A 20,312-nucleotide genomic window follows, 5' to 3' on the forward strand; every position below is an offset into this window, starting at 1 on the left:
TAAGCCTGGTGGCGTCAACCACCGGATGCCTCGCGCGGTTCCACCGAACGGAGCAGCTTCCGCAAGCCATCAGCATCGAGGAGGTCGGCGGGGCGCGCGGTGTAGTCGTGGCGGACGTAATGGAACGCCGCCCGCACCCGCTCCAGCGGAACGTCGCGGAGCGCGGCCCAGGCCACCCGGTACGCGGCGAGCTGCACCGACACCGACGTCATGGCGTCCTCGCTCGGCACGGCCCCGGTCTTCCAGTCGACGACGGTCCAGCCGCCGTCTTTGTCAGCGAAGACCGCGTCCATCCGCCCCCGCAGCGTCATGCCGTCCAGTTCGCAGACGAACGGAACCTCAACGTCGAACGGAGTGCGCTCGGCCCACTCGCTCGCCTCGAACTTCCGGCGCAGCTCCTCGGCGTCGGAGTCGTGCTCGGCGTTGGTGTCGGCCGCGCCGGGCAGGTCATCGAACTCCAGCAGCCGGGCGCTCCCGAATCGGCGCTCCAACCAAGCGTGGAACGCCGTACCCCTGCGAGCGACCGTGTTCGGCGGTTGTGGCAACGGCCTGCGCAGCTTGCGCGCCAGCGCGCTCGGATCGGCGGCCAGCTCGACCAACTGGCTCACCGACAGTTGTGGGGGCAGCGCGACCTGCTCCGGCGCGGAGCGCGCTCGCGCCCGCTCCGCGAGCAGGACGTCGGTGTCCTCGACCCACCCGTCCGGGTCTTCCTCGACGGACAGATCTTCCTCGAACGCCGGGTCGGCCGCGCTCGTACCCGCTGCGAGGGCAGCACGCACCAGCTCCGCACCTTCGGCGACGTCCTGCCGCCGCCCACCAAGCGGATCGGCGGGCCAGTGTGCCTCCCGGGCGGTAGCGAGGTACGGGTTGTCGCCGTCCGGCTCCTCCGCCCAGTGCACCACCCTGCCCAGTCCGGCGTCGGATTCGAGTAACTCGGCCAACTCGGCCAAGAATTCCGATGGCCCCGCGGGCTTAGCGCCGGTCTCGCGCCACCAGTGCCCGGACACCAGCAGCGTCTCCTCGGCGCGTGTCAGCGCGACGTAGCAGAGCCTGCGTTCCTCGGCGGCGTGCCGCTCGGTGAACGCCTCCTTGTGCTCCTTGACCGTGTCGAGGATTTCCTTGCGATCCATCCCCGCGCTCACCCGCAGCTCAGGCAAGTCCTCAGCGTCACCGCGCAGCGCGGCGGGCAGCTCGGTCAACGCGGTGAGCCAGCAGCCACCACGCCGCTCCCCGGGGAAGACCGAGCGAACCAGATGCGGCACCGCGACGACCTGCCATTCGAGCCCTTTCGCGGCGTGCACGGTCAGCACCTGCACCCGGTCGGCGGCGACCTCGACCTCACCGGGTTCCAGGCCGTCCTCAGCGTGCTCAGCGGTGGCGAGGTAGTCCACGAACGACAGCAACGTCGGGTTGGCGGAGCTTTCCGCGAACTCGGTGACGACGTCGGCGAAGGCGTCGAGCTGCACCCTCCCCGTCGCCCCTTGACGAGCGGTGGCCTCGACATCGAGCAGCATAGTGCGCTCGATGTCGGCTATGAGCTCAGGCAACGACTGGTCGATGCGGCGGCGCAGCGCCGCCAGTTCCGCACCGAAGGCACGGATCCGCCGGTAGCCTTCCGCGGAGTAGTTCTCAGCGTCACCGGGATCGTCGAGCGCGTCGACCAGACCGGCCAGCTCGGCGCGTTCGGGCACGACGATCGCGGTGGGATCGTCGTGGCTGCCGCCCTTATCCTCGGCGGAGAGCTCCCTCGCCCGTCGCCACAACGCGGCGATATCGGCGGCGCCGATACGCCAGCGCGCGCCGGTCAGCAGACGTGCCGCGGCCGAACCGGACATCGGATCGGCCAGCACCCGCAGCGTGGCGACCAGGTCAGCGACCTCCGGCTCCGCGAGCAGCCCGCCGAGTCCGACGACCTCAACCGGCACTCCGCGCTCCCGCAGCGCGCTCGCGATGGGGGCCATGTCGGCGCGGCGACGTACCAGCACCGCGGTCGTCGGCGGGCCGTTATCGTCGTCCGCGAACCATCGCGCGGCGATCTCGTCCGCGACCCACTCCCGCTCCGCGCCGACATCGGTGTGCAACGCGCACCGCACGTCCCCGGCCGGCGCGCCGTCGCGGGGCCGCAGCTCGGGAGTATTGCCCCGGAGCGGTTCCGACACAGCGTTGGCGAGCGTCAGCACCTCGGATGGGTTGCGGAAGCTGGTCAGCAACCCGTAGTCACGGGCAGGCGCGGCCTTTCCGTCCCTGGCACGTGGGAAGTCGGTGGTGAACCGGGGCAAGTTGGCCGCGCTCGCGCCCCGCCAGCCGTAGATGGCCTGCACCGGGTCCCCCACCGACGTCACCGGCATCGGTGGACGTTCTCCGGTGCCGAAGAGCGAGCGCAGCAGTACTCGCTGCGCGTGCCCCGTGTCCTGGTACTCGTCCAACAACACCGCGCCATAGCGCTCACGCTCGATGTCCACGACCTCGGGGTGCTCCGCGCCAAGCCGGGCGGCGAGCGCCATCTGGTCGGCGAAGTCCAGCGCACCCTCGGCGCGTTTCCGGCGTTGGTACTCGGCCACCAGCGGCAACAGCCGTACTCGGAACCGCTGGGCTTCGATGACCTTGACCAGGTCCTGCTGGAGCTCCTGCCTACCGCCTTTCGCGCGGGGCGCGTTCTCGATGAGGCTGGTCAGTTCTTCGGTATAGGACTCGAGCCGCTCCGGCGAGAGCAGATGCTCACCGAGTTCGCCCGCCAGTTTCAGTACCGACTCGGTGATCGTCATGGGAACGTAGTCCGTCTCGATGTCTTCGTCCCATGTGGACACCACTCGGTGGGCAAGCTGCCAGGACGCGGTCTCGGACAGTAACCGCGCACCCGGTTGCACTGGCAGCCGGAGGCCGTGCTCGGACAGTAGCCTGCCCGCGTAGGCGTGATAGGTCAGCACCGTCGGCTCACCCGCCGCGATGCTGGCTCTGCGCTGCCCACTGGGATCCAGCTCGTCGAGCAGCCGCGACCCGGCCAGCACTCGCAGCCGGGCACGTACTCGCTCCGCGAGCTGGCGCGCCGCCTTGCGGGTAAAGGTCAGGCCCAACACGCGTTCCGGGGCGACGATGCCGTTGGCGACCAGCCAGACGACGCGCGCGGCCATCGTCTCGGTCTTGCCCGCTCCAGCGCCGGCGACGACCAGCGCCGGTTCTACCGGCGCCGCGATGACGGCGGCCTGCTCCGGCGTCGGTGGATGCAGCCCAAGCGCTTCGGCGATACGGGCTGGCGTTGCGATGGTGGTCACGACGTCACCTGCCTACCCTCCAGTTGCAGCGGGCAGCACGTCCGCGCGGGACACCGGCCGCAGTCGGCGGACTCCCGCGCGAGGTAGCCGGGACCGAGGCTGTCCAGCGCGGCGGTTCGCACCTCGGCCAGCCACTCCTGCTTGGCGTCGTCGTCGAGCGGGTCCTGCCGCAGCTCCTTGGCGGCGCCGGTCTTCTTCACCGCATCGGCGACATAGACCAGCCTGCCGCCTCCTGGCTGCGCGCCTGTGCCCGCCGCTCCGAGCCACACGGCGAGCTGATACGTAGCGAGCTGCGGATGTTCAGCGGCCTCCGCCTTGGTCACGGCCTTCTTGCTGGTCTTGACGTCGACGATCACCAGCCTGCCGTCGCGATCGGCTTCCAGCCGGTCGATCCGGCCGCGCAACCGGACTCGCCGCTCGCCGAGCGGGAGTTCGACGTCGATGTCGCGCTCGACGCCCACCTCGGTCAGCTCGTCCCTGCTGGTGGTCAGCCACGTCAGGAAGGACTCCGCCATCGCGCTCATCCGACGACGTTCGCTGCGGGTGTACCAGGGCGCGCCGACGTCGATCTGCTTCAACGCGACGTCGAGCGCCTCGACCAGCTCGTCCTTGGTCGCCCCCTCCGCAGCCGACTGCGCGAGCGCGTGGATGACCGTCCCCGCGATGGCGGCGAGCTGCGGCGGATCGGTACCACCGTTGCGTTCCAACAGCCACCGCAGCGGGCACCGACGCAGCAGATCCACTGTGGATGGTGACACCGAGATCGGGTCGTCGTCGCCGAGCAGCGGCGCGTCGCTCGAAACGTCGACCAGCCCGTACCACGTATCGGGATGCGCACCGGGCACACCCGCCTCGGCCAGCCGTGCGAGCTGCCGTGCGGCACGGCGGCGGCGTTCCGGGTCGGTGGTGGCATCGCATACGGCGGCGCGCAGGTCACCGACCAGCCGCGACAACACCAGCGGGCGTTCCGGCTCCTGTCGCGTGGGAATACGCCGGGCCTCGTCGGTGTCCTCGCCCGCGACCTCGGCAAGCTCTTCAATGAACCGGGACGGCTGCTCGTCCTCCCCCTCGATGGAGCTGACCAGTAGCGTGCCGCGCGCACGACTGACCGCGAGATAGAACAGTCGCCGTTCTTCAGCAAGCAGCGGCGCGATCGCGGAGACCTCGTTTGCCTCGACCCCGGACACGATGTCGACCAGCCGTTCCACGCCAAGCAGCGAGCCGCGGGGCCGCAGGTCGGGCCAACTGCCCTCCTGCACGCTGGCGATCGCCACGACCGTCCACTCACGACCAGCGGCACCGTGCGCTGTCACCAGTTCGACACCGTCCGAGCGCGCGGCGGTCGGAGCGAGGCTGTCTCCCACGATCCGTTGCGACAGCAGATATTCCGCGAACCCACCGACCCCGGCTTGCGGCAGTCTGTCGACATAGGACCCTGCGGCATGGAAGAGGCCGACAACGGCGTCCAGGTCGGCGTCCGCCTGTCTGCCGAGCGAACCGCCGCGTTCGGATAACGTAAGCCAGCGGCGTTGCAGCCCGCTGGCACGCCACAGCTCCCACAGCACCTGCTCCACCCCGGCGCCACGCGCGATGGCCTTTCTGCCCGCGGCGAGCACGTCAGTGACGCGGCGCAGCGAGGCGGCTTCGGAATCCGCGAGCCCGGTGAGCGGATCACCGGTGCGCAGCGCCTCAACCAGCAGTTCATCACTTTGCCGCTGACCACCACTCGCCTGCTCCAGCCTGCGCAATCCACGCCGCAGCCGCCGCAACGCGAGCGGATCGGCGCCGCCAAGCGGCGAGGACAGCAGCTCCTCAGCGAGTCGCGCGTCCAGCAAGTCCGAGTTGGCGGCGACGCGCAACGCCGTGAGCAGCGGCCGCACCGCGGGGTTGCGCGCGAGCGGCAACTCGTCGGCCGCCGAAGCGATGGGCACACCCGCCGCGCGCATGGCTCGCTGCAGCACCGGGAACGTGCGCCCCGCCGACCGCACCACAATCGCCATCTCCGACCACGGCACGCCGTCAATGAGGTGGGCACGCCGCAGTCGGTCGGCGATCCAGCCCGCCTCGACCGCCGCCGTGGCGAACTTGCGCACCACGACGGTCCCGTCACCCGCCGGGCTGACGTCGGCCTGCCTCGGGCCAGGCATCCCCGCCGCCACCCGCGACGCGGCTAGTGCGACGTCCGCGCCCATGCGGTGCCCGATGTCCAGCACGACGGTGTGCTCGCCATCGGCGTCGGCTTCGTTCAACACGCGCGGGTCGGCGCCCCGGAAGGAGAACACCGCCTGCTCGGGGTCACCCGCCAGCACGAACTGCTCAGCGCCATCGCCGATGAGGCGCAACAACCGCCACTGCAGCGGGTCGAGGTGCTGGCCGTCGTCAACGAGCAGATGCCGGATGCGGCCGCGTTCCCGTTTCAACAGGTCCTCGTCGCCATGCAGGGAGAGCAACGCCGAAGACACCAACTCGGCGGCGTCCAGTGCCTCGGCAGCGGGCGTGGCCAGTGCGCCGCCTCCCGCGCCCTGCAACAGCGTGACCTGCTCGTACTGCTTCCAGAACGTCCCGGCCGCCACCCATTCCGGCCGCCCGCGCTGCCTGCCGAGCCGGGTCAGGTCCTCAGGGCCGAGCCCGCGTTCGGCCGCCCGCAGTAGCAGGTCCCGCAGTTCCTCCGCGAACCCGGGCACCATCAGCGCTGGCCGCAGTGCTTCTGGCCAGTACGCGGCGTCGATCTCTTCGACGTCGCCCACGAGGAGTTCACGAACTACGGCGTCCTGTTCCGGCCCGGACAGCAGCCGAGGCGGCGGTAAGCCCTGGTCGGTGGCCTGCACCCGCAGCACCCCGAACGCATATGAGTGGACCGTGCGCACGAGCGGTTCGCGGACGGTGCGCGGCACGTCGGTCACGGGACCGCCAGTGAGCAGCCGCGTAATCTCGGTGCGCAACGCATCGGCGGCGTGCCTGGACGCCGTCAGCACCAGCACCTGCTCGGGGTCGGCGCCGCTAAGGATGCGCCGGGCCGCCGCTTCGGCGAGCAACGTCGTCTTACCGGTGCCGGGCCCACCAAGCACTCGCACGAACCCCGCGTCGCCGTCGAGCACCGGCCGCACCACCCGCGGCCACCGTCGTGGTTCGCCGGACGTGATGGGGTCGCGGACCAGCTTCGGCCCGCTGCGTTCCGCGCTCCGGCTCATGACTTTTATGCAATCACGCCACCCCGACACGGCGCGTCGCAGCCTCACCCGTATGTCGGTGCTCCCCGCTACGGTGTCGGCGTGGACGAGGAGCTGCACGAGCGGGTGCGGGACACGGTAGCGGCGATTCCCGAGGGCACGGTGGCGACCTACGGCGATATCGCGGCACTAGCGGGGGCGTCGACACCGAGGCTGGTGGGCAGGGTGCTTGGCGAGGACGGCCACGACCTGCCATGGCACCGGGTGCTACGCGCGGACGGCACCCCGGCCAAGCACCTGCGGGAGGAGCAGTGCGCGCGCCTGCTGGAAGAGGGGGTGATGTCGCGGAACGGCCGCGTGGATCTCACGCGATATCGGTGGCGACCGGAGCGCGGGTGAACGCCTCGGCGCGGACCTCCCCGTCGTACCCGCCTGACGGTTCGCTCAGCCCGAACAGCGCGCCGACCGTCGGAGCGACGTCGATGGTGTATGCCTGCGCCGAACTGGCGTGCCCGCCGCGAATGACCGGATCCCCACCCGAGATGAGGAACGGGATCGGCTCTGTCGCGGGGTGGCCGTGATTGCCGGGGATCGGGTTGGACCACGGCTTCGGGTCGCTGAACCGCCAGCCTGCCTCGCAGTAGACGACGACGTCGCCCGCCTCCCTGCCGAGCCCGAGTTGTCCCGGTCGGTGAGCCGACAACACGCCGGGAACGTCGGTGACGACGTCCAGCATGCGTCGAGTGGCCGCCTCGCGGTCGCGGATGGGGCCGGTCCAATAGAGCAGGTCGGCGCCGCCGTTCTGCGCGATGACGACGTTGCCCGCCAGCATCGGGTCGGCGTCGACCACCGGCTGGAGTGAAACGAGCTGCCACGCCACTGACCAGTCCATCGAGTGATCGGCGAGCACGAACAGCACCGAGTGCTGCCAGCGTCCGGTGTCCTTGAGGTGGGAGACGATCGCGCCGAGCCGGTCATCAGACGTGCGCACGGCAGCGGTGCGGGCGAGCGCGAGCGTGGTGCCGGTGAGGTCGGCGTGGCCGACGCGGTCGCAGTCGCCGAGATTGCAGAACAGCAGGTCAGGATCGGCCTCATCAATCATCGCGATAGCGGCGTCGGCGGTGAAGGCGTCAGGGGCGTGCCCACTGATCGGCACGATCGGCCCCGGCTCCCACCGGTAGGTCGCGCGCTCACCGAAAATGCCGTACAAGTACTCCTTCGACAGCACGGTTCCTGAACGCAGACCGCGCTCGCGGACCCGGTCGAGCATGGTAGATCCGCGCAGGTCGGACGCCCGATCCAAGTCACGGATGACTCGCTTGTCGCGGTCATAGACGGCATTGGCCGGCACCCCGGAGCGGTCGGGCCGCACCCCGCTCATCATCATGACGTGGTTCGGGATGGTCTCCATGATCGGCAGCGACCGCGCGTTGCCGAACCAGGTGCCCGCTGCCTTGAGCGCGGTGAGATTTGGTGTGAGGGTCGGCGACACCTCGTCGGGGCGCAGGCCGTCGAGCACGACGACGTACACCCGCCGTCGTCGCTCCCCTCCTTGAGCGAAGCCGGTGCCCATCGCGGCGGACAGCAGCACTGTGCCGCCCGTGACCGTGGCGCGCAGGAACGTCCGCCGATCCACACTCATGAAACATCCTCACTTTCACCGGTCGTGGTGACCTTACCCCGTACCGGTGACGGTCGGGAGACGTTCGAGCGAGGCGTTACTTACGGGTAGGAGTCAGCGGTATGCCCGGTATCGGCGGTTCGGCGTCAACCGCTGCCCGCGGCGACTTGGCGCGGTCAGCCAACTCGTTTGCGCGTAGGCAGCTCGGTCGCGATCAACTTGACCAGCGCACCGAGTCGCTGCCGCTCTGGCTGGATCACCGGCACGTTCTGCTCGACCAGCGGCGCGGCGGTCACCGGACCGACGCACGCGCACACCACGTGCGCCCGCATCGCGGCCAGCAGCGGGCCCTGCCGGTCGTGTTCACGCGCAAGGGTGAGCAAGTTCGCCGCGGCGGGTGCGCTGGTGAAAGCCAGCGCGTCGACGTCCCCTGCGATAGCACCGTCGACCAGCCGGATGACGGCGTCGACATCGACCGGCGGCAGCCACCGGTACGGCTGCGCCTCGACCACCGACGCCCCGGCCTCGGTCAGCGCGCCGACGAACTCCGGCAGCGGCGCGCCGTGCAGCTGTACCGCGACCCGTAGCCCGGCGACGCCGCGTTCCAGCAGGTAGTCCAGCACCTCAGCGTTGGTTTCCTCGGGCGCTGACCATTCCTCGGTCAGCTCCTCGCCTCGCACCGCACCCTTCGCCTTCGGGCCGCGCACAACGAGTCGTGCCGCACCGAATCGGCGCAGCAGCGCGTCGCCGACACCCCACTCGCGGGCCGCGGTGATCCACCCCCGAAAGCCCTGACCGGTGGTCATCACGGCGAGGTCGATCGGATCGGCGAGTACGGCGTCGGTGGCGGCACGGAGCTGATCGTCGTCGACGAGCGGCACGATACGGATCGTCGGTGCGTGCCGTACGGTCGCGCCCCGACGTTCCAGGGCAGTGATGAAGTCGTCCGCGCGCCGTTCCGCCGTCACCCCAACGGTGAAACCCGCGAGCGGGCCAGGCTGGTCAGTCATAGATCGCACCCATCGTGTTGATCGCGTCGGCGACCTCGTGCCGCAAGTCGGCGGGCTCCAAGACTTCCACGTTCGGCCCGAACCGCAACAACTCCCCCAGCGCTGGCGCGCCCGCCTCCACCGGCAGCTCCACGATCTGCCAGCCATCGGTGTCCACCGGTGCGGCCGCGTCCCGCACGGCGGCCGCACCGACCGCGCCGAGGTAGAACGGCGCGACGGTGCGCGCGAATGGTGACATCCGCACCCTCGCGACTCGCGGGTACATCCGGCGCTCGAAGTCCCGTGACCAGTCGCGCCAGTACGTCGCGATGTCGAAGTCGTTCGGTCGTGCGAAGTGCTCCCCCGTATCGGTGAGGTCACTGATCCGGGCGATGCGGTAGGTCGCCACACGGCCGGAAGGACGCCTACCCGCGAGGTACCACCGACCCGCCTTGAAGATCAGGCCAAGCGGCTCGAGCGTGCGATCGACGTCCTCGTCGCCCCATTTCCGGTAGCGGACGACGATCGTTCTGTCCCGCCACACCGCGTCGGCCAACGCCGGGAGGTGATCGGGGCGTTCGATGTCGCGAAACCAACCGGGCACGTCGAGGTGGAACCGCTGCGCCACCGCGTCCGCGCGTTCGCGCAGCTCAGCGGGCAGCGCTGCGGTCACCTTCTGCCGCGCGGCGGCGAGCACTGCCCCGAATCCGAGTTCGGCGGCGGCCTCGGGTAGCCCGGCCAGCGCGAGTGCCTGCGCCTCAGGTTCGGTCAGTCCGGTGAGTCGGGTTCGGAAGCCGTCGACAAGCTGGTAGCCGCCCGCACGCCCGCGATCGGCGTACACAGGAATGCCCGCCGCCGACAGCGCGTCGATGTCCCGGTAGACGGTGCGCGCCGACACCTCTAACTCGGCCGCCAACTGCCCGGCCGTCATCCGGCCCCGGTTCTGCAACAGCAGCAACACCGACAGGAGCCTGCTTGCGCGCATAGCGTGATTCTCGCAGAAAATATGCCAGAAGCTGTCAGGTAATGCGCCAAAGATGGCGGCATGAGCGAGAACACCTTCACTATGCGGTCGTGGCAGGAAGACGTCGTCAGCGGCGGCGAGGACGAGCCCCACTACACCCATGCGCACGCGACGTTCACCTATTCCGGTGTGATCGAGGGCAGCTCGACGTGTGACTACCTGCTGTACTACCCCGGCGGGCAAACGGACGGTGCCGGGGCGACGTCGCCGGGGCTGGAGCGGATCGAGGGCAGCGTCGACGGCCGCAGCGGGACGTTCATGATCAAGCATGACGTCGGGTTCGGTGAGCACGGCGTCACCGGAATCTGGCAGGTGTTGCCCGGGTCCGGCACCAGCGAATTGGCCGGTTTGTCCGGGAACGGCACGATTTATGGCGCGTCGGAAACCATGGCGTACACGTTCGACTACAAGCTGGCGGGGCAGTGATGCGGGCATGCTGAGCGTCGACCGCGCGCAGGTGATGGCGTACCGGATCGCCGCACAAGAACTGCACCGGCCGCACGGCGACGTCGCGTCGCTGGCCGTACTCGACCTCGGCGTACAGGACGCCCAGCGCGGGTCGGCACGGCTGGCGCTTACGGCACGGTTGGACGTCGACCCTGCGGTGCTGAGCGGCGAGCGGTTCCGAGACACGCTCCACGGGGCGGACGTGACGTTGGCGTGGACGCACCGGGGCGCGCCGCATCTGCATCGCGCTGCCGAGTTGCCCGCCATGGCCGCTTCGCTGGTGCCTGTAAATGACGTCGACGCGCAGGCTCGGCTCGCATGGCAACGCGGCGACGTCGCCAAGGCGGGCATGCCCCCAACGGAGGCACTGCGCACGGCCGCGGTGGCGCTGCACGACGTCGTCGACGCGACGATGACCAAGGGCGCGGCGAGCGAGCGAGTGACCCCACGGCTCCCCGAGGGGCTGGTGCGCTGGTGTCGCCCGTGCCAGGCGACGCACATCCACGAACAGGTCATGCGGCTGACGACGTTGCGCGCGGGCGTGCGTTTGGAACCAGACGTCTTCCCGGCGACGCTCACACCGCTGAGTGGCGGGCTGCTGGCACAGGAGCCTGATACCGCCGCGTGCACCGAGGTCGCAAGGCGGTACTTGCGCCTGCACGGGCCGGCGACGGCGGCGGAAACGGCGGGGTTCCTCGGCACCACGAAGCGGGTCGCGGGCGCGATGTGGCCGGAGGAATTGGTCGAGGTGGATTTCGCGGGCAGACAGGCATGGCTCACACCAGAGGACGTCGGCGCGCTGGAGAATCCACCGGAGCCGGATGTCGTGCGACTGCTGCCACCGTCTGATCCGCTGTTACAGGCGCGCGACCGCCGCACGCTGGTGCCGGACGACGGGCACCACAAGCAGGTGTGGCGGGTGCTCGGCAATCCGGGCGTGCTGCTCGCTAACGGGGAGATCGTGGCGACCTGGCGGGCGAAAACCGCTGGTCGCACCCGTCTCGACGTGACGATCGAGCCGTTGCTGCCGCTGCACCCCGCCGACCACGCCGCCGTCGAGGATGAGGCAGCGCGAGTGGCCGCCGCACGTGGGTTCCCGAACGTGCGGGTATCGGTGTCCTGAGTGTCGGGAGTGCAAGACACAGTGTCGAGAACGCAGGACAAGGCGCGGAGCCGCGGGTCACGCGGCTGCTAGTGCACCGACCGCCGCCTGGTATCTGCGGACGATGAGGTCGACGACGCGGGGATGCGCGCCGAGCGGGTTGGCGGCGACATCGGCCCCCGCGTCGTCGAGTCTGCGTTGGAACAGTCCGGGCGCCAGCAGCCAGGACGCCACCGCGACCCGCGCGTCCGGCCGCGTCGCGCGCAGCGCGGCCACCGCGTCAGGCACGGACGGTCGCGCCGTCGCGGCGTAGCCGACCCGCACCGGTGCGCCAAGCCGGACGCCGAGGGCATAGGCCACGTCATGGACGTCGATGAGCGCACGGTGGTCGCTGGAACCCGCCGCCGCGAGGATCACACCGTCCCCATGCCGGTATCCGTTCGCGACAAGACGTTCGATGAGCACCGCGATCAGCTCCGGCGCGGGACCGAACGCATCGGCGAGCACCGTGCGGGGATGCCCGCTCGCGACGATTTGCCGCGGAATGTCCGTCCTGACGTGGTAGCCGGCGGAGAGGAACGCGGGCACAACGACGACACGCTCACCGGGGTGTCGCGAGAGGACGTCGGCCACGCTGGGCGAGCGGACGTCGGCGTACGCGACGCACACGGTCTCGCCCGGCAACGCGCTCCGAACTCCGTCCGCCAGAGCCTCGATCACCACGGGACCGGCGGGATCACGTGTGCCATGCGCCGCGAGAACGATCACGACGCACCTGCCCGGGGGAACGGCACGACCTCAGCGTCCTCGACCGGCAAACGGTACCCACGCTTGACGACGGTCTGGACCAACTTGCTGTCGCCAAGCGCGGACCGCAGCCGCCCTACCGCCGTCTCCACCGCGTGTTCCTCCCCGCCGCTGGGCAGGCACCCGGTCAGCTCCTTGCGGGAGACGACTACGCCGGGCCGGTGTGCCAACGCGCGCAGCACCGCCATCGGAGCGGGCGCCAGCTCGCGCAACTCGCCGTCGACGAGCACCGCCTGCCCACGCAGCTCCACGCGGTGCCCGACCGCGCGCAGCCGGGGTGTGCGCTGCTCCAGCGCCTCCGCGACCACCCGCGCGAGTGCACCGATCCGCGCCCGCTCCGGCCGCACGGTCGGCACCCCCACCGCGGCCAGCGGGCCCGCCGTGATCGGCCCGACCGCCGCGACGATCACCCGTTCCCGCATCGCCTGGACCAGCGCGTCGTGACGCCCGGTGCGCTTTGCCATCGTCAGCATGCTCGCGGCGGCGGGCGCGCTGGTGAACGGCAGCGCGTCGATACCGCCATCGAGTACCGCGTCGATCAGTCGATCGAGTGGTCCCGGATCGGCGGGACCGACCCACCGATACACCGGCACCTCGATAACCTCGGCACCCCCGTGCCGCAGCGACTCCACGAAGTACGGCAGCGGCTCACCGTGCAGTTGCACCGCGATCCGCAGGCCGTCGACACCAGCGCTGAGCAGATGGTCCAGCACCTCCGCATTCGACTCAGATCGCGGTGAGAACGCTTCCGCCAGCCCGGCCGCCCGCACCGCTCCCTTGGCTTTCGGGCCTCGCGCGAGCAGCCGCGCCGAGGCCAACGTCGCCAGCAAGTCCGCACCGAGCCCCCACCCTTCGGCTGCCTCGAGCCAGCCCCGGAATCCGATGCCGGTGGTGAGCACGGCGACGTCAAGTGGCGCGTCGAGCAGCCGTCGCGTGGCCGCGTGCAGTTCGGTGTCGTCAGCGAGCGGCACGATGCGGATCGATGGTCCATACCGGACGGTCGCGCCCTTGCGAACGAACAGCGCGCCCAGCTCGTCGGCGCGCCGCGCCGCCGTCACACCGATGGCGTATCCCGCCAGCGGCAGCACGTTCACACCGACCCGACGTGAACGACGCCCTCGGTGATCCGCACCGGATACGTGGGCACGCTCGCGTCCCCGTCGAGGCACTCACCGGTTCGCAGGTCGAACCGCTCCTTGTACAGCGGCGACGCGACGACCGGCACGCCGTCGGCGTCCCCGACGATGCCACGCGAGAGCACGGCCGCGCCGCCGATCGGGTCGATGTTGCCGATGGCGTACACGTCATCGGCCTCGGTACGGAACACCGCCACCTGCTCACCGCCTGGCAGGAGTGCGGCGACCCCAGCCGCTACCGGAATCCGTGCCAGCTCACACACGGCGGTCCAGGTCCGCGCGTCGGTCACCGTCATCAGGCCCTCCCTTCAGTGCCAGCGACAGCGGGGATCCCCAGCGACACCGGCACCTTCTGCTCGCGTTCCTCGCGGAAGGTGATCGTCGGGTCCGGCGTGCCGGGCGCATTGACGAACGACGTGAACCGTGCCAGCTTGTCCGGGTCGTCCAGCACGCCCTTCCACTCGTCGGCATAGTTCGCGACGTGCGCGGCCATGGCGTCCTCAAGCTCGGCGCAGATGCCGAGCTTGTCATCGACGATCACCTCGCGTAGGTGATCAAGCCCGCCCTCCAGCTCCTCCAACCAGGACGCGGTGCGCTGCAACCGGTCCGCGGTTCGGATGTAGAACATCAGAAACCGGTCGATGAGCTTGATGAGCGTCTCATCGTCCACATCGGACGCGATCAGATCGGCATGGCGCGGTGTCATGCCACCGTTGCCGCAGACGTAGAGGTTCCAGCCCTTGTCGGTGGCGATGATGCCGAAGTCCTTGCTGCGTGCCTCGGCGCACTCACGCGCGCAGCCGGACACGGCCGACTTGAGCTTGTGCGGCGAACGCAGCCCCCGGTAGCGCAGTTCGAGCGCTACCGCCATACCGACGGAGTCCTGCACGCCGTAGCGGCACCATGTCGACCCGACGCACGACTTCACGGTGCGCAACGCCTTGCCGTAGGCGTGTCCGGACTCGAATCCCGCTTCGACGAGGCGTTTCCAGATGTGCGGTAGCTGGTCGACGGTCGCGCCGAAGAGGTCGACTCGCTGCCCGCCGGTGATCTTGGTGTAGAGCCCGAAGTCCTTTGCGACCTCGCCGAGCACGATCAGCTTGTCCGGCGTGATCTCCCCGCCCGGCACGCGCGGCACCACCGAGTAGGTGCCATTACGCTGCATGTTCGCGAGGAACCGGTCGTTGGTGTCCTGCAACCCGGCTTGGTCACCGGACAAGATGTGCCCGTCCGCGCCGATCACGGGGGCCATCGACGCCAGGATCGAGGCGACCGCCGGCTTGCAGATCGCGCAGCCGGAACCGGTGCCGTGCTTGGCGATCAGCTCGCTGAACGTCGTGATGCGCGTGGCCGCGACGATCTCGAACAGTTCGGCACGCGATTGGGTGAAGTGCTCGCACAGCGACTTCGACACCTCGACGCCACACGACGCCAGCAGTTTCGGCAGCATCGTCACGCACGAGCCACAACCGGTACCCGCGTTGGTGCATGCCTTGACCTTCGGCACCGTGTCGCAACCCTGCTCGGTGATGGCGCCCTTGATCTGGCCCTTGGTGACGTTGTTGCAGGAGCAGATCTGCGCCTCGTCCGGTAGCGCGTCAACGCCGATCCCACCGCCGTCGCCCCCGGCGGGCGCGATGATCGATGCCGGGTCGCCGGGCAGTTCGCTGCCGACCATCGGCCGCAACGTGTTGTACTCGCTGGCGTCGCCGACCAGGATGCCGCCGAGCAGCGTCTTCGTGTCGTCCGAGACGACGAGCTTCTTGTAGGTGCCCGCCACGGCGTCGTTGACGACGACCTCAAGCGAGCCTTCGGTTGTCGCGTGGGCATCACCGAAGCTGGCGACGTCGACGCCGAGCAGCTTGAGCTTGGTGGAAAGGTCCGCACCGGGGAAGGTCGCTTCGTCGTTGCCCGCCGCGAGCTGTGCGGCGACGATCTCGGCCATGGTGTAGCCGGGAGCGACAAGCCCGTAGCAGGTGCCCTCGACGGCGGCGACCTCGCCAACGGCATAGATGGCGGGATCGCTGGTGCGGCAGCGGTCGTCCACGATCACACCACCGCGCTCCCCGATGTCCAGTCCCGCCTCGCGCGCGAGCTGATCACGCGGACGGATGCCCGCGGAGAACACGATCAGGTCGAGGTCCAGCTCAGTGCCGTTGCCGAGCTTGGCGAGCAGCCTGCCGCGATCCGCCACGATCTCGCTGGTGGACGTCCCGGTGTGGACGGTGACGTCGAGGCCCTCAACAAGCCGCTTGAGCAGCGCGCCGCCACCCTCATCGACCTGGATCGGCATCAGCCGGGGCGCCATCTCGATGACGTGCGGCGACATCCCCATGTCCCGTAGCGCCTTGGCGGCTTCCAACCCAAGCAGTCCCCCACCGATCACGGCGCCAGCGGCGCGGCCCCGATGCGATCGCGCGTCGTCGGCTGCCGTCCGGATGGCGTCGAGATCCTCGACGGTGCGGTAGACGAAACAGCCGGGCAGGTCGCGGCCCGGTACTGGCGGCACGAACGGGTACGAGCCGGTGGCCAGCACCAGCGCGTCGTAGGCCTGTTCGAACCCTGCCTCGGTGGTGACGACCTTGGCCTCGCGATCGATACGCGCGACCGGGTCACCGAGGCGTAGCTCGACCAGGTCATCGCCGTCATACCGCGATCCGGCGAGTTCCAGCGCCGCGGCGTCCCAACTGCCGACGTAGGACGACAGCCCGACCCTGTCGTAGGCAGGGCGGGGTTCCTCGGCGAGCACGACGACCCGCCACGCGCCGTCGACGTCTTCGGCGCGGACGGCCTCAACGAGGCGGTGGCTCACCATCCCGTTTCCGACGACTACCAGCGTGCGACTCATCAACTACCTCCGTGACGCGGACGAGTCCATGCTGGGCACCCGCAATGTCACGGCCGCTTCCCTCGTGTTTCGCGGGCGTTACCAAACGCTCTCCGCGCAGGTCAGCCGCACCCGATATGGACTGCCCGCGGCGTGCGGACACCGCGCTGACGGGCGGTTTCGCGACGGCGGACGCGGATTACGCCCGCCGTAACGCCTCGGTGTGAACCTGATGACAGTGCGCTGACCATGCCGACGACCCCACGGCGTTGTTCGCCATGGGGTCGCCGGTTCCGCACGCGCGACGCGGGTGAGGGGTTACACGTCGGCGTAGGCCAGGCTCGGCGCACGCTGGATCGCGAAGCTCTTGCGTAGGTAGCACCACCAGGTGACCGCCGTGCAGGCTACGAAGTAGGCCGCGATGACCGCGAGACCAGCCGTCAGCGTGCCGGTGCTTTCCAGCGAGAACTTGAACGACAGGTTGATCAGCACGCCACCGAACGCGCCACAAGCACCCACGATGCCGAGCACCGCGCCCGCCTGTCGCTTAGCCGCCTTCAACGCGAGCTCGAGGTCACCGCCGTCCTTGAACACCTTCGCCCTGGTCTGCGCGGCGAAGATCATCGGGATCATCCGGTACGTCGAACCGTTGCCGATGCCGGTGAGCACGAACAGCGCGATGAACGACATGAAAAACAACGCGAAGCTGTCGATGTCCACCGCGACGAGCACGCTGACGGTGAACACCGCCTGCGCGATGAAGTTCCACATCGTGATCTTCGCACCGCCGATCTTGTCCGCCAGCCAGCCGCCGAACGGCCGCGAGATCGAGCCGATCAGCGCGCCGAGGAATGCCAGCGCGACGAAGCCCTTGAAGTCGACGAACGTTTCCTTGATTAGCGTCGGGAAAGCGAACGAAAACCCGATGAACGACCCAAACGTGCCGATGTAGAGGAAAGCCATCACCCAGGTCTGGTTGTTACGCAGCGCGACTCCGTACGACTCGCCGTCCGGTTTGGCTGACGTCAGACTGTCCATGAAAAACCACGAACAAAGCCCGGAAATCACGATGACGGGCAGCCACATGATGCCCGCATAGGCGAGGTTGATTCCGGTGCCGAGGGAAATAACGATCGGCACGAGCAGTTGGGTCACCGCGACACCGATGTTGCCGCCCGCCGCGTTCAGTCCGAGCGCGAGGCCCTTCTTCCCTTCGGGAAAGAAAAACGAGATGTTGGTCATCGACGACGAGAAGTTCCCGCCGCCGAAGCCGAGCGCGGCGGCGGTGAGCAGGAAGAACCAGTACGGCGTCCCCGCGCTGGTCGCAGTCGGCGCGTTGCTCACCGCGAAGATAAGCATCACGCACGGAATCGCCAGGAGGGATGCGCTGATAGTCGTCCAGGCCCTACCGCCGAACCTCGGGATCGCGAACGTGTACGGGATCCGCAGCGTCGACCCAACCAGGTTCGGCAGGATCAGCAGCCAGAACGTCTGCCCAATACTGAAATTGAAGCCAACGTCACCGAGGAAGGCGACGATCATGCTGTTCAGGATCCAGACGTTGAACCCGAGGTGTTCGGCGAACACGGAGAACGCCAGGTTCTTCCAGGCGATGCGCTTGCCCGTGCGTTCCCAGAACGCCGGGTCCTCAGGCTCCCAGTGGTCGATCCAACGGCCTTTCCGCGCTGGCGGTTCTCCGGTCGTTTTCTCGGCTACGGCAGTCATTCCTACCTCCTGCTTTCCGGCACGGTGTCGGCGTGCTGGAGGAACCGTAGGAAGCCACCGTTTCGGTGGAGCTGTCACTCGATCGCGGTAGTGCTAACGTCCGCGCACAACCCGCATCCTCACCTGTGAGGGTTACCCACTGCCAGCCCCTCTCGCAGAGTGGCGAGTGCGTCCCGGACGTACTCGCGCGTCGCTGGGCCGCCATAGAAGCGTTCGTCGCGGCCGTCACCGGTGGTATAGGTGATGAAGTGGCCCCAGTCCAGAGCAGCGATATGCAACGGCTGGTGGGTGTAGTGGTGTTTGCCCATGCCGTCGCGGGCGCCGACCGCGATCTCGACGGCCGGGCCGACGACCGGTCTAGCGAGCAGGGCGCGAAGCTGGGTGAGCTCCTCGCTCGGCGGCTGGTCGGTTGAGCCGTCACGCTGCAGGCGGGCCTCGGTGACGGCGACGCTGATCAGCTTACCCGCGCCAGGTCGGAGGTTCAGCAGGTCGAGAAGGGCATCAAGGAGTTCGTCGACGCCGATTTCCCGGAACCGGACAATGTCGGTGTCGGCGTCGAGATCCCGCTCGCGCACGGCGAAGGCCGCCGCGGTGCCGGTCGATGCGGACAGCGCCGTGTACTTCCGGTTCTCGACGCGGAAATCGGCCACGTACTCCAGCGACGCCGCGCACAGCGGCGGCAACAGATCGAGCAAGGTATCGCTGACCCGCCTCTCCCGTTCGGCGAGCTCCGCGTCGATCAGCTCGGCGGCGGGGTCGGGCGCCTCGTCGTCTGGGCCGTAGTAGACGTCGATGGCGCGCAGCACCGGGTTGAGCGGTCCTGCCTTCTCCCACTCCGCCGCCAGTTCGAGGGCACGCGGCGACGCCGCCAGGATCGGCCCGTACACCAGCGGTTAGCCCTTCGCGCCGTCGTCGGTGTCGCCGATGACGGGCGGCACCACCGTCGTGCCGGTCTGCTCGTCGACGACCTTCTCACCGAGCTCGTCGACCTCGGTGACCAGCCCCGCGTCCAGCTGCTCCTTGATGGCGTACTTGTCCGTGTGTTCTTTGTCGTCGTCGCTGTTCTGGCCACGTCCGGAGCCGGTGCCCGCCATGGCGCCCGGCGCGCCGCGGCCGACGCTAGTGGGGCTCTTCGCCGCGGTCACCGCCGATCCACCACCGGCAGGGCTCGCGACTCCCGCGCTCTTGCCGGGCTGAGGGGTCCCGCCGCTGTACTTGGCCGCCGCGCCGGCGCCACGCTGGATCCGCCCCGCGGCACTGTCCGACTTCGGGGGACCACCCGCGGTCATGCGCGAGCCCGCACGGGATGTTCCGGCAGGGGGCCGCGCGGCGGTAGTGCCACGGCCGCGCGTACTCCGGGTGGTGTCATTGCCGCCGCTGACCGGCGTTCCGATCGGGCCACCCGCGACGGGCGTGCCGGGCACCGGGCGCGGCGGCGTGGTGCTTCCCGGAGTCCCCGGCGGGGCGGCACTGGGCTGCTGCACCCCAGACGTCGTACCGCCGGAAAGTCCGCCGCCCGGCGCGCCGACGTTGGGTGCGCCGGTGTATCCGCCCCCGGCGATGGGCACTCCACCCGCGGAGATGCCGGGCGCACCCCCAAGGCTCGGTCCGGCCGCGCTCGGACTACCGATGGCGTTAGCCGCACGGGTCTCGACGTTGATCACGGCACCATCGTCCTCGATGATGCCGAAGTCCGATGGCAGCTCACCGCGCGTGCCGTCCGTACTGGCGGCGTACTGCTGCATGACCCGCACGTTGTTCGCGTTGGCCTGCTCATGAGCGGCCATGCCATCGCGATAGGAGCGATACTCCTCGCCGTAGTCCGTACCGGGTGCGATTGTGCCCGCGAACTTCGCGAACGTACTCGGTTCGGCGGGCTCGTCCGGGACCGGGACGACGGCGCTTTTCGACGCCGAGAACACAGCCGCCTGCGTCGTCATCGAGTGGCTGGCATTCCTGATCAACGGCGCACTCTGGTTATACGCCTCGATGAGCGGCTCAATGCCCTTGCCCGCCGCGTCAGCCGAGTCGCCCTCCCAGTACCGCATCATCTGGTCGTGAGCACCCTTGAGCTCCTCAGCCTCGTTCCCAAACTCTTTGTAGAGCTGTTCGACGATATCGAAGGCAACCTCAAGAAGATCGACTTTCCCAGCCTGGAACATTCGGTAGATCTCGGCACCGGAAGACACGAC

General features: G+C 69.2%; 15 protein-coding genes. 3 read left to right on the forward strand and 12 right to left on the reverse strand.

The genetic code is table 11. The annotated features are described in order from the left end of the window. Positions 1-14 precede the first annotated feature (14 nt). Positions 15-3,272 (reverse strand): ATP-dependent helicase, encoded by a 3,258-nt coding sequence (locus ACFQGD_RS28280; RefSeq protein ID WP_345406500.1) that lies wholly within the window; start codon positions 3,270-3,272, stop codon positions 15-17. Continuing rightward, positions 3,269-6,463: an ATP-dependent helicase gene (locus ACFQGD_RS28285; protein ID WP_345406497.1), complete on the reverse strand. Its 3,195-nt coding sequence runs from the start codon at positions 6,461-6,463 to the stop codon at positions 3,269-3,271. The genes ACFQGD_RS28280 and ACFQGD_RS28285 overlap by 4 nt, the downstream gene beginning before the upstream one ends. Before the next feature lie 81 nt (positions 6,464-6,544). Between ACFQGD_RS28285 and ACFQGD_RS28290 the strand changes: the two genes are divergently transcribed. Then, the gene (locus tag ACFQGD_RS28290; RefSeq protein WP_345406494.1) at positions 6,545-6,841 is read left to right on the forward strand and encodes an MGMT family protein; all 297 of its coding nucleotides are present in this window, start codon (positions 6,545-6,547) and stop codon (positions 6,839-6,841) included. On the opposite strand, the gene ACFQGD_RS28295 is transcribed toward ACFQGD_RS28290, so the two are convergent. From ACFQGD_RS28295 to ACFQGD_RS28305, 3 genes are all read right to left on the reverse strand, one after another. Beyond that, on the reverse strand, positions 6,807-8,084 hold the full coding sequence (locus ACFQGD_RS28295; RefSeq protein WP_345406491.1) for an alkaline phosphatase family protein: 1,278 nt from the start codon (positions 8,082-8,084) through the stop codon (positions 6,807-6,809). The two genes, ACFQGD_RS28290 and ACFQGD_RS28295, sit on opposite strands and share 35 nt — an antisense overlap. Positions 8,085-8,239: 155 nt before the next feature. Beyond that, positions 8,240-9,073, reverse strand: coding sequence for a uroporphyrinogen-III synthase (locus ACFQGD_RS28300; RefSeq protein ID WP_345406488.1), 834 nt, complete (start codon positions 9,071-9,073; stop codon positions 8,240-8,242). After that, positions 9,066-10,037, reverse strand: a complete 972-nt coding sequence (locus tag ACFQGD_RS28305) for a helix-turn-helix transcriptional regulator (RefSeq protein ID WP_345406485.1) — start codon at positions 10,035-10,037, stop codon at positions 9,066-9,068. Before ACFQGD_RS28305 ends, ACFQGD_RS28300 begins: the two co-directional genes overlap by 8 nt. Positions 10,038-10,097: 60 nt before the next feature. Between ACFQGD_RS28305 and ACFQGD_RS28310 the strand changes: the two genes are divergently transcribed. Beyond that, positions 10,098-10,502: a DUF3224 domain-containing protein gene (locus ACFQGD_RS28310; protein WP_345406482.1), complete on the forward strand. Its 405-nt coding sequence runs from the start codon at positions 10,098-10,100 to the stop codon at positions 10,500-10,502. 7 nt (positions 10,503-10,509) lie between these two features. Further along, positions 10,510-11,646: a winged helix DNA-binding domain-containing protein gene (locus ACFQGD_RS28315; protein ID WP_345406479.1), complete on the forward strand. Its 1,137-nt coding sequence runs from the start codon at positions 10,510-10,512 to the stop codon at positions 11,644-11,646. Positions 11,647-11,703: 57 nt separating this feature from the next. Here ACFQGD_RS28315 and ACFQGD_RS28320 read toward each other — a convergent pair whose 3' ends face one another. From ACFQGD_RS28320 to ACFQGD_RS28350, 7 genes are all read right to left on the reverse strand, one after another. Next, positions 11,704-12,393, reverse strand: coding sequence for a sirohydrochlorin chelatase (locus tag ACFQGD_RS28320; RefSeq protein WP_345406476.1), 690 nt, complete (start codon positions 12,391-12,393; stop codon positions 11,704-11,706). Further along, complete coding sequence (locus ACFQGD_RS28325; protein ID WP_345406473.1) at positions 12,390-13,526, reverse strand: uroporphyrinogen-III synthase; 1,137 nt, start codon at positions 13,524-13,526, stop codon at positions 12,390-12,392. The genes ACFQGD_RS28320 and ACFQGD_RS28325 overlap by 4 nt, the downstream gene beginning before the upstream one ends. Then, the gene (gene nirD / locus ACFQGD_RS28330) at positions 13,523-13,864 is read right to left on the reverse strand and encodes a nitrite reductase small subunit NirD (RefSeq protein ID WP_345406470.1); all 342 of its coding nucleotides are present in this window, start codon (positions 13,862-13,864) and stop codon (positions 13,523-13,525) included. Before nirD ends, ACFQGD_RS28325 begins: the two co-directional genes overlap by 4 nt. Next, positions 13,864-16,416 carry a nitrite reductase large subunit NirB gene (nirB, locus tag ACFQGD_RS28335; RefSeq protein ID WP_345406467.1) on the reverse strand — a complete coding sequence of 851 codons (2,553 nt, stop codon included), beginning with the start codon at positions 16,414-16,416 and terminating at the stop codon, positions 13,864-13,866. The genes nirD and nirB overlap by 1 nt, the downstream gene beginning before the upstream one ends. A 297-nt stretch (positions 16,417-16,713) precedes the next feature. Further along, positions 16,714-18,120 (reverse strand): nitrate/nitrite transporter, encoded by a 1,407-nt coding sequence (locus ACFQGD_RS28340; RefSeq protein ID WP_345406464.1) that lies wholly within the window; start codon positions 18,118-18,120, stop codon positions 16,714-16,716. Between the two features lie 119 nt (positions 18,121-18,239). Beyond that, on the reverse strand, positions 18,240-19,007 hold the full coding sequence (locus ACFQGD_RS28345; protein ID WP_345406461.1) for an ESX secretion-associated protein EspG: 768 nt from the start codon (positions 19,005-19,007) through the stop codon (positions 18,240-18,242). 6 nt (positions 19,008-19,013) lie between these two features. Beyond that, complete coding sequence (locus tag ACFQGD_RS28350; RefSeq protein ID WP_345406458.1) at positions 19,014-20,309, reverse strand: hypothetical protein; 1,296 nt, start codon at positions 20,307-20,309, stop codon at positions 19,014-19,016. Positions 20,310-20,312: the final 3 nt, after the last annotated feature.

The sequence above is a fragment of the Haloechinothrix salitolerans genome (assembly GCF_042662605.1).
Lineage (GTDB): Bacteria > Actinomycetota > Actinomycetes > Mycobacteriales > Pseudonocardiaceae > Haloechinothrix_A > Haloechinothrix_A salitolerans.

What these genes read in the sequence shown, in the direction of transcription:
- ACFQGD_RS28300 (WP_345406488.1), bottom strand. Translation starts at nt 9,073, where the DNA reads ATGACTGACCAGCCTGGCCCGCTCGCGGGTTTCACCGTTGGGGTGACG.
- ACFQGD_RS28315 (WP_345406479.1), top strand. Translation starts at nt 10,510, where the DNA reads ATGCTGAGCGTCGACCGCGCGCAGGTGATGGCGTACCGGATCGCCGCA.
- ACFQGD_RS28340 (WP_345406464.1), bottom strand. Translation starts at nt 18,120, where the DNA reads ATGACTGCCGTAGCCGAGAAAACGACCGGAGAACCGCCAGCGCGGAAA.
- ACFQGD_RS28305 (WP_345406485.1), bottom strand. Translation starts at nt 10,037, where the DNA reads ATGCGCGCAAGCAGGCTCCTGTCGGTGTTGCTGCTGTTGCAGAACCGG.
- nirD (WP_345406470.1), bottom strand. Translation starts at nt 13,864, where the DNA reads ATGACGGTGACCGACGCGCGGACCTGGACCGCCGTGTGTGAGCTGGCA.
- nirB (WP_345406467.1), bottom strand. Translation starts at nt 16,416, where the DNA reads ATGAGTCGCACGCTGGTAGTCGTCGGAAACGGGATGGTGAGCCACCGC.
- ACFQGD_RS28285 (WP_345406497.1), bottom strand. Translation starts at nt 6,463, where the DNA reads ATGAGCCGGAGCGCGGAACGCAGCGGGCCGAAGCTGGTCCGCGACCCC.
- ACFQGD_RS28310 (WP_345406482.1), top strand. Translation starts at nt 10,098, where the DNA reads ATGAGCGAGAACACCTTCACTATGCGGTCGTGGCAGGAAGACGTCGTC.
- ACFQGD_RS28295 (WP_345406491.1), bottom strand. Translation starts at nt 8,084, where the DNA reads ATGAGTGTGGATCGGCGGACGTTCCTGCGCGCCACGGTCACGGGCGGC.